Raw genomic sequence first — 16,630 nt, forward strand, 5'->3', positions numbered from 1 at the left:
GCTGTAAAGTGATTTAAAATGCCATTGGTTTTAAATTCAATCCTAACTTTTCGTCAAGACCAAAAATTAAGTTCATGTTCTGAACTGCTTGCCCAACTGCTCCTTTTAAAAGATTATCAATTGCAGAAGTTACTAGAAGAGTATCATCATGTTTTTCAATGCTGATAAACCCTCTATTTGTATTTACCACCAATTTTAAATCAAGTGCTCCATCTATTACATGTGTAAATGCGGCATCACCGTAATAATCTTTAAATAATTTTACAGCTTCTTCCTGTGATAAATCAGATTTTAAATAACAAGAAGCCAGAATTCCTCTTGTGAAATTCCCTCTATAAGGAATAAAGTTAATCTTATGATTAAATCCATCTTGCAATTGATTCATCGTCTGACCAATCTCTAAAAGATGTTGATGGTTGAAAGCTTTATAATGCGAGATATTGCTTGTTCTCCAAGTAAATGCTGTACTTGCCATTAATTTCACACCTGCTCCTGTAGAACCTGTAATTGCACTAATGTGTACTTCATCATTTAATTTTTGAGCTGCTGCTAGGGGTAACAATGCTATTTGTATAGCCGTTGCAAAACAACCAGGATTTGCAATATTTTTAGCAGATTTAATTGCTTCTCTCTGTAATTCTGGTAAACCATAAATAAACTCACGGTCACCAATTTTCATTGATCTATCTTGAACAATTCCTTCGCCTAATCTAAAATCTTGACTAAGGTCAATAATCACAGTTTCTGCAGGAAATGTATTGTCTTCTAAAAACTTAACAGACTCACCATGTCCTAAACACAAGAAAACAACTTCAGCCTGTCCTATTTCACCAGTAAAAACTAAATCAGTTTCACCAAATAAATCTTTATGAGAATTGTATACAGGTTTTCCTACCTGGCTACGGCTATGAACATATGCAATTTCAACTTCAGGGTGGTTAATTAATACTCTTAATAATTCTCCGCCAGTCATGCCAGCACCACCGATGATTCCTACTTTCATTATCTTGTTTGTTTTAAAAATTAGCGAGTTTGTTGTTTTAAAAAAGGATGTAGGACTTTTCCTACACCCTTAGTTTTTTACCAATTCAATTTATCAGGTTTAATATCTATTCAGAAACCTTCTCTTCGGCAGCTTCTTTTACTTTACCGAAGATCATGTTTTGATTTGCTAAGATTGTTGCAAAACCACGAGCATCTTCACCAGTCCAAGCATTGTTCATTTCACCATAAGCTCCAAATGTGCTGTTCATCAAATCATATTTAGACTCAATTCCCTCTAATTCAAATCTGTAAGGGTGTAATGTTACAAATACTTCACCTGTTACGTGATCTTGTGTATCTGCTAAGAACTTCTCGATATTACGCATTACAGGATCAATCCATTGTCCTTCGTGCGTTAACATACCATAGTAGTTACCTAATTGCTCTTTCCAATACAATTGCCATTTCGTCAATGTATGTTTTTCTAATAAGTGATGAGCTTTAATTGTTAATACAGGTGCAGCAGCTTCAAAACCAACTCTACCTTTAATACCAATAATAGTATCACCAACATGGATATCTCTTCCGATACCGAAAGGAGAAGCAATTTTATTTAATTCTTGAATTGCCTGAACTGGCTTGTCAAAAATCTTTCCATCAATACCTACTAATTCTCCCTTCTCGAAAGTTAAACTCAGTTTTTTGGGAATTGTTTCAGTTACCTGTGTAGGGAAAGCTTCTTCTGGTAATGTATTACGAGAACCTAAAGTTTCTTTTCCTCCAACAGAAGTACCCCATAAACCTTGATTAATAGAGTACATTGATTTAGACCAATCTCCATCAACACCTTTAGCAATTAAGTAATCAATCTCATCTTGACGTGATAATTGATTATCTCTGATCGGTGTGATAATTTCAGCCTCAGGGCAGATAATTTTAAAAGCCATATCAAAACGGATTTGGTCGTTACCAGCACCCGTAGATCCATGAGCAATACTATCTGCATCAATTTTTTTTGCATATTCTGCAATTGCTAAAGCTTGGAATACACGCTCTGCACTTACAGATAATGGATAAGTATTGTATCTTAAAGCATTTCCGAACACCAAGTATTTTACACATTGGTCGTAAAATGTTTCTGTCTGATCTAATGTAATATGAGAAGCTACACCTAATTTGTAAGCTTTTTCCTCAATTTCTTTCAACTCTTCGTCCGAGAAACCTCCTGTCTGAACGATAGCGGTATGCACTTCTAACCCTCTTTCTTCTGATAGATACTTTACACAATAAGTTGTATCTAATCCACCACTAAAGGCCAAAACCACTTTATTACTCATCTTACTAAATATTTGTATTGTTAATTTCTTTGTCGTTACTCTACTCCAGTATCAACTGTTGATTTGTATCTCGGATCTTTTGGATCGAAAATCATTCCCGTACATAAGCAATGCTTACGTTCCGTACGTTGCAGAATATCATAATTCACACAACTCTGACAACCTTTCCAAAATTGTTCATCATCTGTCAATTCAGAAAATGTAACAGGTCTATACCCTAGCTCACTATTAATTCTCATAACAGGTAAACTTGTAGTTAAACCAAATAATTTTGCATCAGGGTATTTCTTTCTAGAAAGTTGAAAAGCTTTCTTCTTAATTGCTTTTGCTAAACCTGTACCTCTAAATTTAGGATTCACTATTAAACCTGAATTGGCTACATATTTATTATGTCCCCAAGATTCAATATAACAAAACCCTGCAAAAGTACCATCGTCAGCAATTGCAATAACTCCTTTACCTTCTACAAATTTATTTTCTATATAATCAATGCTTCTTTTTGCAATACCAGTACCTCTGGCTTTTGCTGATTCTTCGATCTGAGAACAGATATCCTTCGCATATTCTCTATGCTCATTAATGTCTGCCTCAATAATTGAAAAACTCGATATATGCTGCATTTCTTGAATTAAATTCTTTACTGTCATTTCTAAAACTCTTAAGGAGTAAGTAAATCAGTGAGATTTTTTCTACGCCTCTTTTATAAAGGTACGTTGTTTTTTTATTTAAAATTTAAAACAACTTTTAATGAGAAATATTATCGGCGTTTACGATTATCAATTGAATACATACCGCCAAAAACTTCCCTCTCTAAAACAGGAAATTCTGATAAAATCAGTGGTTCGCTATGTATATTTTTGTTTATCATTATCATAAATTGATAATCAAATGTAGGGCTATAACTATGATAAATTCAAGTAAACCAACGTTTTATTAGCACTTTTTTAAAAAATAAATTCTACTGATGAAATATTTTAAATACACTGTGTTAAATTTTGAACACTACTATTTATCGTGTTAAATTTTGAACACTTTCATAAAATCTTAAAACTTATAGAAAAGGAATTTTGTTGTAAAAAAGCACTTTAAAATCGACTTAAAATTGGATATTTTTCTTAAAAAATATTCTGCAACCGATCCCAAATCTTAATCATGAGTAACACTATTGTTTATTAAAAGAATAGTATAGAACTTAATGGAAATAAATTATTTTTAATCCGATTGTTTATATGGCAACAAGAAAACATACTCAATTAATAGGCTCCTTACTTTTAGGTGTTTCTATTGCTTTTTCTTCCTGTAATTCTACACCAAAAGCAGATGGTCATAATGATTTTGACACATCTACTTATGAAAATTATCCTGCTTTTACAGGTGATTTAGGAGTTACATATTCTAAGCAAGCAACAGCATTTAAAATATGGTCTCCTACTGCTACCAAAGTAGTTATAAATCTATATGAAGATGATCTTAAAGGAAAACCTTATCAGGTAACTGAAATGGAACCTACTGAAAAAGGAACATGGAGTAGTTCTATTAAAGGTGATTTATTTGGTAAGTATTACACATTTCAAGTAACTGTCGGTGACAAACAACTTGATGAAACTCCAGGTATTTATGCTACTGCTGTTGGTGTAAATGGTAAGAGGGGGCAAGTTATTGATTTAACAACAACAAATCCTAACGGATGGGCTAACGATAAGCGCCCTGAGCTAAAAGAGCTTACAGATGCAATTTTGTATGAAATTCACGTACGTGATATTACTATAGCAGAAAATTCTGGTGCAAAAAATAAAGGAAAATTCTTAGGCTTAACAGAAGTTGGAACTGTTAGTGACAAAGGATTAAAAACAGGAATAGATCACATTGAAGAGCTAGGTGTTACTCACGTGCACTTACTACCTTCTTTTGATTATCATACTATTGACGAATCTAAATTAGATCAAGCACAATACAATTGGGGTTACGATCCTCAAAACTATAACGTTCCAGAAGGGTCTTATTCAACAGATCCATCAAATGGCGGTGTAAGAATTAAGGAATTCAAAGAAATGGTTTCTGCTTTCCATAAAAAAGGAATAAGAGTAGTACTAGATGTTGTATATAACCACACTTTCTCTGGAGACGAGTCAAATTTCTCTTTAGAAGTTCCAGGATATTATTACAGACAAAATAATGAAGGAAGCTATTCAAATGCTTCTGCTTGTGGTAATGAAACGGCTTCTGAAAGAGCAATGGCTCGTAAATATATTGTTGAATCTGTTTTATATTGGGCTAAAGAATATCATTTAGATGGTTTCAGGTTTGATCTTATGGGTATTCATGATGTTGAGACAATGAATATTCTTGCTAAAAGATTAAAAGAAGAAGTTGATCCGAGTATATTAATTTATGGTGAAGGGTGGAATGCCGGTGATTCTCCTTTACCTGAAGCTAAAAGAGCTATTAAAGCAAATACTCCTAAATTAGTGGGCGTCGCAGCCTTCTCTGATGATATCCGTGATGGTTTAAAAGGTAGTGTTTTCTATGATGATAATATTGGCTTTGTACAAGGTGCTGATGGTTTAACTGAAACAATTAAATTTGGTATAGTTGCATCAACTCAACATCCTCAAGTTGATTATAAAGCCGTCAATTACTCTAAAGCTCCTTGGGCACCTGATCCTTCACAAACAATTAGCTATGTATCTTGTCATGATAATCACACATTATTTGATAAGTTAAAGGTATCTCAGCCTAAAGCTTCAGATAGTGAACTAAAGAAGATGCATAAACTTACAAGTGCTGTTATCCTTACGTCTCAAGGTATTCCATTTATACATTCTGGAGCTGAGATGTTAAGAACAAAAGGAGGAGAACATAACTCTTATAACAAACCTGATGCAATTAATAAGTTAAACTGGGATTGGAAGTTTGAGAATAAAGACATTTTTGAGTATTACCAAGGTTTAATAGAACTAAGAAAAGCTCATCCTGCATTTAGAATGACATCGACAGAAATGATTCAAAAGCATTTAAAATTTATTGATTTTAAAGATCAACACATGGTCGGCTATATAATCAATGGAAATGCAAATGGAGATTCTGCTGAATCAATTGCCGTAATATTTAATGCCAACAAATCAGCAAAAAACATTTCTAAGTTTTTACCTAAAGGGAAATGGAAAGTATTAGTTGATGGGAATAAGGCTTCTGTAAAAGGATTAAAAACAACTTCATCAATTACTATCGGTGGCGTATCAGCTTTAGTACTTAGTAAATAAGTTAGTTTATCTTCTAAAATTAGACAAAACAGGCTCATTCTGATTAAGAATGAGCCTGTTTTACTTTATAATAACTATTAGAATTTAGCTTGTATTACAATATCAAAGACTGAATAAAATGACTTAGAATTGAATTTTAAATCAGGTTAAAACAAGGCTACAAAACTAATGTTTGAATAAGCTTCTTGTCATTCCTTCTATTAATCTCTAATTATGGATCTATTAGCCAATAATACGTTTCATTAAGTAATCTCTTCTAAGCAAGAATAAGAAACTATAGTAAGTATTATACCTTTCCAAAGAAATAAGCAACACAAGTATAATTAGTAGACATAAAAACTTAGCTATAAAAAAAGGTCAAACACTTTCGCATTTGACCTTTCTTGGTAATTGAAGAGGCTTACATACCAGAAATACGTAATTTCTTGTTTGAAGCGTAATTCACTTTCAATGCGTTAGCATCTCTAAGTTTCTGACGTACATCAGATATTACACCCATTTTAGCATCTCTATCAATTTTAAGTGACATAGTGATTTTATCACCATCTTCACCTAATTTGTCTTTTTCCTGAATCACGTGTTGTACGATTTGATCTGGTTCGATCAATACGTCGTTCACCTGAATACGAGGCTCAGTACCAAACTTTTTAGTATCAGTTGGTTCACCTATGTAGATATAAGAAACCAATGATTTTTTTTCAAGCTTTGTTAACTCAGATGCTTGAGGTAACGAGTTCTTCACTAATAACTCAGACTCACGAAAAGTCGTCGAAATCATAAAGAAGAACAAAAGCATGAAAATAATGTCTGGCAATGCAGAAGTAGGAATATCCTGCTTCGTTTTTGTTTTTTTCTTAAACGTTGCCATAAGGTCAATGTATTTAAGCAAACGTCACTTATAAATAGTGACGTTTTAATTAGACCAATTATTTTATCTCAGAAGGTTCAGCATCCGATACTTTGTAAGGGATAGCTTTACGAGCTCTTGTAAGCTTTTCTTTCTGATCAGGATTTTCTTTATCCAATGCTTGATAATCTTCTAAAGGAATTTTCAAATACATTGCACGCATTTCTGCGTAAGCGTATTTTAATTCATCAATAACTGAAATGTACATCTCATAAGAAGTACCACGGTCAGATTTCAATGAAATAATTGCCTTTGCTGGAGATTCAGACATATCCTTATTCTTACCATTGTTAAGAACGAATTCTTTAACCATAGTACGAAGTTGAGGAAGGTCAACTTGCTCTTCTTGTGCTAACATCATGTCTTTTGAATTGACAAGGATATTAAACACGTTACGAGTTTTAACCTTTACATCTACGTCTTCAGCTTTTGGAGGTAACATTACAGTTACACCTTTATCAGATGCAATAGTTGTTGCCACCAAGAAGAAGATCAATAAAAGGAAGGCAATATCAGCCATTGCCCCACCATTAATTTCTGGTGTTTCTTTTTTCTTCTTCTGTATCATAATTATCCTAAGCTTTTAACAAATCTTGAAATAATATCAAAAACTACAGCGACAAGTGCTATTCCGAATAAGTAGTAAGTCAAATTCAATACACCACCAATTTTTTGTGATAATACTTCATTAACTCCAAACTCGTTTAACTCTCTAGCCGTAACTGCGCTATCAGCACTAGAATAACCGATAAAATACAACACTCCAATTACGCCGATGGTAACCAATACTGCAACTGCTGCTTTAGGATCCATTGCGATAGACACAAGGAAACCAATAACTGTAGCAACTAATGCAATAACGATTAATACACCTGTGAATGGTAGCAAGTATTCTGTAAATATAGCTTCACCGTTCATAACTTGTAATTTTTCAAATTTTACAATAACTATTTACTCTGTGTAAATAGAAACTACTTATTTAGTAGCTAATTCGTTTTTTACAAGGATGTCGATTAAAGAAACAGAAGCTTCTTCCATTTCTAAAACAATACCATCGATTGTAGAAACACAGTAGTTGTAGAATACTTGAAGAATCACACCTACGATAAGACCTGCTACAGTAGTAAGAAGGGCAACTTTAATACCACCTGCTACTAATGAAGGAGAGATATCACCTGCTGCTTCGATTGCATCGAATGCACCAATCATACCAATTACCGTACCCATGAAACCTAACATTGGTGCCATAGCAATAAACAATGAGATCCAAGGTAAACCTTTTTCTAATTTACCCATTTCAACTGAACCGTAAGCAACAACTGATTTCTCAACCATTTCAATACCTTCAGATGCTCTCATCAAACCTTGTGTAAAGATTGATGCTACAGGACCACGAGTAGCTTTAGTTACTTCTAATGCTGCTTCTGCACCACCTGAAGTTAAAGCCTCGTCAACTTTAGATAAAAGTTTTTTAGTGTTTGTAGTAGAAAGGCTTAACGTGATAACACGCTCAATAGCAATTGCCAAACCTAAGATCAATGTAAGCAATACAGCTCCCATGAACTCCCAACCACCTTCAATAAACTTTTGTTTCACTGCTTGAGTGAAAGATAATTCTTCAACTTGTGCAACTTCATCAGAAGACACTTCTTGAACTGCTGCAGATGATTCTTCAGCTACTTGCTCAGTAGCTTCTTCTGTTGTTTCATCTTGCGCATACGACTGTGCAGTACCTAAAGTAAGTGCACAGAAAAACATCAATAATGCGAATACTCTTTTCATAACTCTCTAACGTTCAGATTGTAGTTTAAAATAAAACAAACTACTTTCCGATGCTGTAATAATAAATTTGTTTGACTATCATCCGTAATCGTTGAGCAAGTTAGCATTAATCTTTTAATTAATACTTTTTTTGATAGTTTTTAACGACTACTGATCCGCAAAGAAATATATAATTATACTCATAAACAAATAGATAATATATTTATAAATGCATAAATCACACTAATAAACCTATATAATGTTAGATTAAGTTAAATTAAACACTCAACTCACCCTTCAAAGGTATACCAATCAACTTTTTAACGTTTTCGACATCTTTATACTTTGTTAACAAACACATTAACTTAGTAACGGCTGCTTCAGTGGTCATATCCTTGCCACTTAGCACTCCAATGCTATTAAGTTTTGCACTTGTTGCATAATGACCTTGCATTACCATACCTCCGGTACACTGTGATATATTAACAATTACAACTCCTCTTTTTACTGTTTTTTCTAACAATTCTATAAACCAAGAAGAGGTTGGAACATTACCAGAACCATACGTTTCTAGAACTACCCCTCTCAATTTTTCATTATTTAACATTTGATTGATAAAATCTTTCGACATTCCAGGAAAAATCTTCAATAATAAAACGTTAGAATCAAACTTTTTCATCGACCTAACAGGTGAATTAATGGGGTCTTTCCAAAAAGTATCACGTTTGTATTCAATAAAAATCCCTGCTTCTGCTAAAGATGGATAGTTATACGAACGAAATGCCGTAAAATTGAAGTTCTGAGATTTTTTAGCTCTATTTCCTCTTAATAGTTTACTGTTAAAACAGATACAAACTTCTTGGACTAGCATTTCTCCATTATCATCTCTTTGGGATGCAATTTCTAACGAGGACATTAAGTTCTCTCGTGCATCTGTTCTTTTAGCACCAATAGGCAACTGAGAACCTGTTAAGATAACGGGCTTGTGTACTCCATCAAGCATAAAACTTAAAGCTGAAGCAGTATAAGCCATTGTATCTGTTCCATGTAATATCACAAACCCATCAAAATCTTCGTAAAAATCTTCGATTAAGTTTCCTAATTGAACCCAATGATCTGTAGTTATATCAGAAGAATCTATCAAAGGATCTAATGATATCACAGTTAATTCAAAATCAAAAGCCCTTAATTCTGGTACAGCATCTATAATTTTTTCAAAATCAAAAGGAATTAAACTACCATTTTCAGGATGTGAATCCATACCAATAGTTCCTCCAGTATAAATAATTAAAATTGAAGTCTCGGAAGTTTTAGGACCAGTTGAATTTATATTAACGGTCTTATAGTAAGTTCGATTGGTCATAATAATTGAATGGGTCTATTTTCTTAAGTAATTCTCTATATCAAACAGGTCGTAGGCATTATTATCAGTAATTTCTTCTACTTCTGCACCACTGATACCTTTAAAATCTGCAACTTTATCACATACAAAACTTGTGTATGCAGGTTCATTTCTTTTTCCTCTATAAGGTTTTGGGGCTAAATATGGGCTATCTGTTTCTAATACTATATGCTTTAGGTCAACATGAGGGATCACTTTGTCTAACCCTCCATTTTTAAAGGTTGCCACCCCACCAATACCAATTTTAAAATTGATATCAAATAAACGCTTTGCATCATCTAAGCTACCTGTAAAACAATGAAGCACCCCAAAAAGAGCATCGTCAGATAATTCTTCTAATAAGTTTAATGTTTCTGGCATTGCATCTCTTGCATGTATCACTAAAGGTAGATGATGCTTTTTTGCTAAATCAGCTTGAATTTTAAAAGCTTCTATTTGTTGCTCCTGAAAAGTTTTATCCCAATAAAGGTCTAATCCCATCTCACCAACACCTATAAACTTTCTCTTATTTAACCAATCTTCTACTATATAAAGTTCTTTTTCAAAATCTTTTTCAACGTGGCATGGATGTAGCCCCATCATAGATAAACATTGTTGCGGGTATTTTTCTTCTAGTTCTAGCATACGATCTATTGATGTATGATCTATATTTGGCATAAGAATATGCTTTAGACCATTATCAAAAGCTGATTCTAAAACATTGTCTATATCTTCTTTGAATTTGTCTGAGTATATATGGGCGTGTGTATCTATCATTTTTTATTAATTTTAAATTTGAAACAACACGCAAATCTAACAGCTTAAAACAAATAGCTTACGAAGAGCAAATCGAATTTTTTCAACAGGTATTACCTAAATCAATAATTATAACTAATATTGAATTTAAAAATTGAGTAATTCATATAATTCTATGAGATTGAATACAAAATATATAAAAATTACCGCTGCCATTTTATTTATTGGTTTTATATCTTTTAGCTTCAAAACAGAGCAAGATCCACCAATTAAATCCGATATTTCATTCGAAAAAGGGGAAACCTTAACATATGTAGCAGGATATTCTGTTTTTGAAGCAGGAGAAGCTGTAGTTCATCTTGATAAAAAATTACATCAAGTAAATGGAGAGGAGACCTATAAAGTAAATGTTACAGGAAGAAGTATAGGTATGTTTGGAATGACAATGAAAATTAGAGATTTATGGCAAAGTTATTTCAGTACTTCTACTTTGTACCCTGTTCAGTTCAATAGAGATATTATAGAAGGTGGATATACACTTGAAGAAACAATTAATTTTGATCAAGTGAATGGAAAAGCAGATACAGAGTGGAAAAAGAAAGATAAAAAAGAAATTCATAAAGAACATTATGAAATGCCTCCACACACACATGATGTTATTTCTGGATATTACTACTTAAGAACACTTGATTATGACCAAATGACTAAAGGTGATACTATTTCACTTAATTCTTTTTGGGAAAATAAAGCGTATGATTTTGACATTGTGTATTTAGGTGTAGAAAAAGTATATACCAAGTTTGGTAGAATTGAATCTTACGTGATGTCTCCAATTATGCCAGAAAATCAATTATTCTCTGGTACGCATCCAATTAAATTTTGGGTTTCAAAAGATATCAATAGAATTCCTTTAAAAATACAAGCAGAACTTATTGTAGGCTCTGTTAATGTAGATTTAGTGAGATATAAAGGGCTTAAACAAAAGCTCAAAAAATCTAAATAAAAAAATGCCAAGTCAATATTTTTGAATTACTGACTTGGCATTTAATATATACAGATTACACTTTATAAATTTTGCTTTATTTCTAAAGCTAGTTCATAAGGTGTTTTTTTATTTGCTTGAATTGTTATTTGAGCCTTTTCATAAAAAGGTAAACGATTCACTCTTTTCTCTTGAATAGCTGTAAGAATATCTTCTCTATTTTCTTGAGCTAATAAGGGTCTTGTTCCTTGTTGTTCCCAAACTCTATCAGCTAAATCTTCTTCAGATACATCTACAAAAAAAGTTTTCCCTTGAACATTCAATTGTTCTATATTATCAAAAAAGCAAGGTGTTCCTCCTCCTGTAGCTATAATAGCATTGTTTGGAGTAAAAGAGAGCATAACTTCTCTCTCTATTTTTCTGAAGTAATCTTCTCCAGACTCTGCAAAAATTTTTGGTATTGATTTTCTTTCTTTTTTTTCGATTTCTAAATCAAGATCAAAATAAGGCAAGTCTAATACTTCTGATAATTCTTTTGCCAAAGTAGATTTACCACTTCCAGGCATTCCTATTAAATAGATGCGCATACTTATATCTTTATTGAATCCTCACTTTAGGATCTATTACTGCATATAAAATATCAACAAAGATATTTACCAATACGAAACCAAAAGCAATAAGAATTGTAGCTCCCATTACAACTGGTAAATCTAAATATTCGACAGCTTGTATTGTTTTAAAGCCAAGCCCTTTCCACTTAAAAATGTATTCTATAAAAAATGCTCCAGCCATCATTGTTGCCATCCAACCAGATACTGCTGTAATTACTGGGTTTAATGCATTTCTTAATGTATGCATAAATATTACACGTATAAAACTTGCTCCTTTCGCTTTTGCAGTTCTTATATAATCCTGAGACATTACATCTAACATTGAACTTCTTGTCAATTGAATAATAATTGCTAGAGGTCTTGTTGCTAAAGTAATTGAAGGTAGAATTAAATTTTCTAGATGTAACTGCCTACCATAAAGCGGATCATTCATCCACAATGAACCTGTCATATTTAAGTGAGTAAAATCTGCTAAATAATAACCAAATGTAATGGCCATTAAAATTGCAAGAACAAATGAAGGCATCGAAATAAAAATAACAGACCCACTTACAATTGCATGATCTATTTTAGTACCATAGTTCACCGCTGCAGCCATTCCTAATAATACCCCAACAGTTGTAGCTATAATTATTGCTGTTAATGACAGCCAAAGTGTTCCTGGTAAACTTTCTATTAGAATAGTATCGACCCTTTTATTTGTCTGAAAAGATTTCCGCAAGTAAGGGTACTTGACTACAAGCACAGAACTTCCAATAGAAAAAAGAGCGTAGTAATCGTATTTCTTTTTTGCTTTTGGAGTATCTTTTTCTATTGAAATAGGTGATAAATCAGCTAGATACCTTATATATTGAATGGATAAAGGCTGATCCAACCCTAATTCTTTTCTAATTAATTCTCTAGTTTCTAAATCAGCATGCTGCCCCGACATTAAATCAACAGGGTTACCAGGTAAAGTATGAAACAGTAAAAACACAACGGTTATTACTCCCCATATTACCAAAAAACCATACATTAATCTATTAATTATAAATTGTAGCACGCGATATTAAATTATAAAAGTGTAGTTATATCTTGAGTTGTAGGAGTGTCATTATAATGCCACTTTCCTAAAATAGTTCCATCTTTTACTAGCATAACACCTGGGTTAGACCTAATCATGGCCTTTAAAACTGTTGCATCTGCATAATAATACGGAATAGAAAGGTGAACTCTTTCTGTAAATGCTCTAAAGTCAGTAGCGTCACTAGTTATTGTAATGCTCTGAACTTCTTTTTCGCTTAGTTCGTTAACCAAACTAATGATTGGTTGTATTGTTTCATCCTCAATTTCAGAAACATTTTGTACAATTACCAATAACCTTGTTCCTTTTATGGTAAGGTCAGTAAAATCTTGTCCTTCTTCGTTCGAAATATAATAATCTGGAATTAAAGGCTCACACTCTTCTGCGTTTACAATTTCCATCTTCTTAAATTTCCAAGATGGATCAGTTGGGTAAGAATCAAACTCTTGCACTACGCCGTCTTTTTCCATAAAAAACAAATTCTGACAAGGCGCCTGAGGTTTCATCATTTCACCTATGTTAGCTCCCACTTTATATGGTCTAAAATCAATTGGTGGTAAATGCCTGATAGCATATGTACATGTTCCAAAAGAGAATAGTGTTACCACTAATATTGTAATTGTCTTCCAAGCTTTTGTTGTTTCCTTTTTAGGTACAGAATAACCGGTAAACTGCATTGGTCTTTCCTTTGGAAGAAGTATCATTGAAAACACCAATAAAACAAGAAGAACTACATCTTTTGTAAAAGACCCCCAAGGTGAAAATTTATATGCATCTCCAAAGCAGCCACAATCTGTCACTTTGTTAAAGTAAGCAGAATAGAATGTTAAGAAACCGAAGAATATTAGAAGAGCTAAAGTCGCTTTTAAAGAAATTTTTTGTCTAAATCCGATAACTAATGCAACACCTAATATTACCTCAAATGATGAAAACAAAACAGACAACCATAAAGAATATGGAACTAATACTAAGAAGAATGATTCAAGAAATCCTAAGACTCCCGCAAAATCATCTGCAAAGACATGAAAATATTCTTCAAATTTTATGGCTGTTCCCATAGGGTCGTCTATCTTAACAAACCCAGAAATAATAAATACTAAACCAACAACTATGGCTAATATTCTCTGTAAAGTTTTCATTAATCTTATTTATTAGTAATAAATGTCTGTTAGTATTATTTAATTATTCTGCCACAAATCCAGATAAGATTAAAGCAAAAATTGAATAATTAATCATGTCTTGATAATTAGCATCTACACCTTCAGAAACAATTGTTTTCCCATCATTCCCTTCAATTTGTTTTACTCTAAGTAATTTCATTAAAATGATATCAGTAATACTAGACACACGCATCATTCTCCAAGCTTCACCATAATCATGGTTTTTATCAAACATTAATTGCGTAGTTTCATTTGCATGTTTATCGTATTGTAACATTACCTCTTCAGGAGTTAAATCCATTCGGTCATCATTTCTCAATTCTAATTGAGTTAATGCCATCAAGCAATAATTAATTATAGCAATAAACTCGCCTAAAACATCTTCATCTATCTTCTGCGCTCCTTTTTCTTGAATAGAACGAATACGCATTGCTTTTATATATATCTGATCAGTGATTGATGGTAGGCGTAAAATCCTCCATGCAGTACCGTAATCAATTGTTTTCTTCTCAAATAGAGCTCTACACTTTTCTATTACCGCTCTAAACTCTTTTTCTGTCTTTTCTGCTTGTGTCATCTTCTTACTTTCCTTTGTTACTGATTTTTTTCAGCTAACTTTGATGTAAAGTTAGAGTATAGACGTCGAACCTCAAACTAAATGATTAATCCATATTCTTTTTCCTTGAAAATAAAAGGAAAATTATTCGATTTAAATAGCACAAAGGTAATGGGGATCATTAATGCCACCCCAGATTCATTTTATAATAACAGCAGAAAAGTTTATGTTGATGATGCAGTCCTTCAAGCTGAAACAATGCTGAATGAAGGAGCTCATATTTTAGATATAGGTGGATATTCGTCTAGACCTGGTGCTGAACACGTAAAAGAAGAAGAAGAATTAAATAGGGTTCTGCCAATAATAGAAGCCATAAAAACCAAGTTTCCAGAAGCTATAATTTCAATAGATACTTTTAGAAGTAATGTTGCAAAAAATGCAAATTATTTTGGAGCTGATATTATCAATGATATCTCTGGTGGAAATTTAGATGAAAGAATGTTTGATACCGTAAAAGAATTAAATATTCCATATATCATGATGCACATGCGAGGTACTCCTCAAACAATGAAAAACCTAACAGAATATCCAGAAGGTGTTACATTTGAAGTAATGAAATATTTTGCTGAAAAAGCACAAGAATTTCTATCTGATGGTACTTCTGATATAATCATTGATCCTGGTTTTGGTTTTGCTAAAACTATTGAGCAAAATTATGAACTACTTCATAATCTACATTTACTTAAAGAATTAAACTTACCTATATTAGTAGGTGTCTCAAGAAAATCAATGATTACAAAAAAATTAGGGATTACATCTAATGAGGCTCTAAATGGAACGTCCGTATTAAATACTCTTGCAATTTTAAAGGGTGCACACATTTTAAGAGTACATGATGTTAAACCTGCAGTAGAATGTGTAAAACTTATACAATAAACTGTTTCATTTTAAAATAAAGGATATATTTTTGTAATAAGATACTTTCATCTTAGATTGTACATTATAATCACATCTCGAACAGCAATTAAATGTTATTATTTAGCGTCGGTTTTTTAGAAATTAATTTCGTTGACGTGCTCGATATCCTTCTGGTGTCGGTCTTGCTGTTCCATCTATACAAATTAATTAAGGGAAGTGTTGCTTTAAAAATCTTTGTTGGTGGGTTATCTATTTACCTCACTTACTTAGTTGTGAAAGCAACTGACATGGAATTGCTTTCTGAAATACTAAGTCAATTTATTGATGTTGGTGTAATTGCAGCAATTATTCTGTTCCAACAAGAAATTAGAAAATTTCTTTTAATTATTGGTAAATCAACTGATTTTAAAAATTTTCCATTATTTCAATTATTTAGAGGAAAAGGTAAAGATTACGAAATTAATTTGGATATCCCCTCTATCATTGACGCAATGAAAGATATGAGTGGAACAAATACAGGTGCTTTAATTGTAATTTCAAAAGACAGTGATTTACAATTTTATGCTGAAACTGGTGATTTTGTAGATGCAAAAATTTCAAAACGTTTATTACTTTCCATTTTCTTTAAAAATTCTCCAATGCACGATGGCGCTTGTCTAATTTGTGACAATAGAATTCAAGCAGCTAGATGTATTTTACCTGTTTCTGAAAACCCGAATATTCCTGCAACAATGGGGTTACGACATAGAGCTGGCATTGGTATGACTGAAAACACGAATGCAATTGTATTGATTGTTTCAGAAGAAACTGGTCAGATGTCTTATATTCAAGGAGGCGTAATTGATCACAATCTTTCATCTATAGAATTACGTACAAAGATTCGTTCATACATGCAAGACGGACAAGAAGAAAATAATACAACTACACCTCAAAAATCAGCTGTGTAAGTTT

17 protein-coding genes are annotated in these 16,630 nt (G+C 32.5%); 4 read left to right on the forward strand and 13 right to left on the reverse strand.

Features of this window, described 5'->3' with window-relative positions:
• Window positions 1-13: 13 nt before the first annotated feature.
• The 3 genes from argC to KM029_RS07625 form a co-directional block, all read right to left on the reverse strand.
• On the reverse strand, window positions 14-1,003 hold the full coding sequence (gene argC / locus KM029_RS07615; protein WP_144072709.1) for an N-acetyl-gamma-glutamyl-phosphate reductase: 990 nt from the start codon (window positions 1,001-1,003) through the stop codon (window positions 14-16).
• Between the two features lie 106 nt (window positions 1,004-1,109).
• A complete protein-coding gene (gene argG / locus KM029_RS07620) occupies window positions 1,110-2,321 on the reverse strand; it encodes an argininosuccinate synthase (RefSeq protein ID WP_144072710.1) in 1,212 nt (403 codons plus the stop codon).
• A gap of 35 nt (window positions 2,322-2,356) precedes the next feature.
• Window positions 2,357-2,968, reverse strand: a complete 612-nt coding sequence (locus tag KM029_RS07625) for a GNAT family N-acetyltransferase (protein WP_240050282.1) — start codon at window positions 2,966-2,968, stop codon at window positions 2,357-2,359.
• 582 nt (window positions 2,969-3,550) lie between these two features.
• Here KM029_RS07625 and pulA point away from each other — a divergent pair.
• The gene (gene pulA / locus KM029_RS07630) at window positions 3,551-5,584 is read left to right on the forward strand and encodes a type I pullulanase (protein ID WP_205125424.1); all 2,034 of its coding nucleotides are present in this window, start codon (window positions 3,551-3,553) and stop codon (window positions 5,582-5,584) included.
• 400 nt (window positions 5,585-5,984) lie between these two features.
• Here pulA and KM029_RS07635 read toward each other — a convergent pair whose 3' ends face one another.
• From KM029_RS07635 to KM029_RS07660, 6 genes are all read right to left on the reverse strand, one after another.
• Entirely contained in the window at window positions 5,985-6,452 is a 468-nt protein-coding gene (locus tag KM029_RS07635; protein WP_144072711.1) for an ExbD/TolR family protein, read from the reverse strand.
• Between the two features lie 58 nt (window positions 6,453-6,510).
• On the reverse strand, window positions 6,511-7,059 hold the full coding sequence (locus KM029_RS07640; protein WP_221465127.1) for an ExbD/TolR family protein: 549 nt from the start codon (window positions 7,057-7,059) through the stop codon (window positions 6,511-6,513).
• Between the two features lie 2 nt (window positions 7,060-7,061).
• Entirely contained in the window at window positions 7,062-7,409 is a 348-nt protein-coding gene (locus KM029_RS07645; protein ID WP_215586354.1) for a hypothetical protein, read from the reverse strand.
• Between the two features lie 57 nt (window positions 7,410-7,466).
• Window positions 7,467-8,273, reverse strand: a complete 807-nt coding sequence (locus KM029_RS07650; protein ID WP_126611484.1) for a MotA/TolQ/ExbB proton channel family protein — start codon at window positions 8,271-8,273, stop codon at window positions 7,467-7,469.
• 256 nt (window positions 8,274-8,529) lie between these two features.
• The gene (locus KM029_RS07655; RefSeq protein ID WP_144072713.1) at window positions 8,530-9,615 is read right to left on the reverse strand and encodes an asparaginase; all 1,086 of its coding nucleotides are present in this window, start codon (window positions 9,613-9,615) and stop codon (window positions 8,530-8,532) included.
• Between the two features lie 15 nt (window positions 9,616-9,630).
• A complete protein-coding gene (locus KM029_RS07660; protein WP_144072714.1) occupies window positions 9,631-10,410 on the reverse strand; it encodes a TatD family hydrolase in 780 nt (259 codons plus the stop codon).
• A gap of 154 nt (window positions 10,411-10,564) precedes the next feature.
• Here KM029_RS07660 and KM029_RS07665 point away from each other — a divergent pair, with 154 nt between their 5' ends.
• On the forward strand, window positions 10,565-11,392 hold the full coding sequence (locus KM029_RS07665; RefSeq protein WP_144072715.1) for a DUF3108 domain-containing protein: 828 nt from the start codon (window positions 10,565-10,567) through the stop codon (window positions 11,390-11,392).
• Window positions 11,393-11,454: 62 nt separating this feature from the next.
• Here the strand turns inward: KM029_RS07665 and KM029_RS07670 are convergent, their stop codons facing one another.
• Genes KM029_RS07670 through KM029_RS07685 form a run of 4 tightly spaced genes read right to left on the reverse strand, consistent with a single transcriptional unit; the run spans window position 11,455 to window position 14,782 of the window.
• Window positions 11,455-11,958 (reverse strand): shikimate kinase, encoded by a 504-nt coding sequence (locus KM029_RS07670; RefSeq protein ID WP_144072716.1) that lies wholly within the window; start codon window positions 11,956-11,958, stop codon window positions 11,455-11,457.
• A gap of 10 nt (window positions 11,959-11,968) precedes the next feature.
• Complete coding sequence (locus KM029_RS07675) at window positions 11,969-13,024, reverse strand: ABC transporter permease (protein ID WP_144072717.1); 1,056 nt, start codon at window positions 13,022-13,024, stop codon at window positions 11,969-11,971.
• Between the two features lie 11 nt (window positions 13,025-13,035).
• A complete protein-coding gene (locus tag KM029_RS07680) occupies window positions 13,036-14,184 on the reverse strand; it encodes a BT_3928 family protein (protein WP_144072718.1) in 1,149 nt (382 codons plus the stop codon).
• 43 nt (window positions 14,185-14,227) lie between these two features.
• Entirely contained in the window at window positions 14,228-14,782 is a 555-nt protein-coding gene (locus KM029_RS07685; RefSeq protein WP_144072719.1) for a DUF1599 domain-containing protein, read from the reverse strand.
• An 81-nt stretch (window positions 14,783-14,863) separates the two neighbouring features.
• On the opposite strand from KM029_RS07685, the gene folP reads away from it, so the two are divergent.
• Both folP and cdaA read left to right on the forward strand, forming a co-directional pair.
• Window positions 14,864-15,697: a dihydropteroate synthase gene (gene folP, locus KM029_RS07690; RefSeq protein ID WP_144072720.1), complete on the forward strand. Its 834-nt coding sequence runs from the start codon at window positions 14,864-14,866 to the stop codon at window positions 15,695-15,697.
• A gap of 92 nt (window positions 15,698-15,789) precedes the next feature.
• The gene (cdaA, locus tag KM029_RS07695) at window positions 15,790-16,626 is read left to right on the forward strand and encodes a diadenylate cyclase CdaA (protein ID WP_144072721.1); all 837 of its coding nucleotides are present in this window, start codon (window positions 15,790-15,792) and stop codon (window positions 16,624-16,626) included.
• Window positions 16,627-16,630: the final 4 nt, after the last annotated feature.

Origin of the sequence: Flammeovirga kamogawensis, from assembly GCF_018736065.1 — a bacterium.
GTDB lineage: Bacteria > Bacteroidota > Bacteroidia > Cytophagales > Flammeovirgaceae > Flammeovirga > Flammeovirga kamogawensis.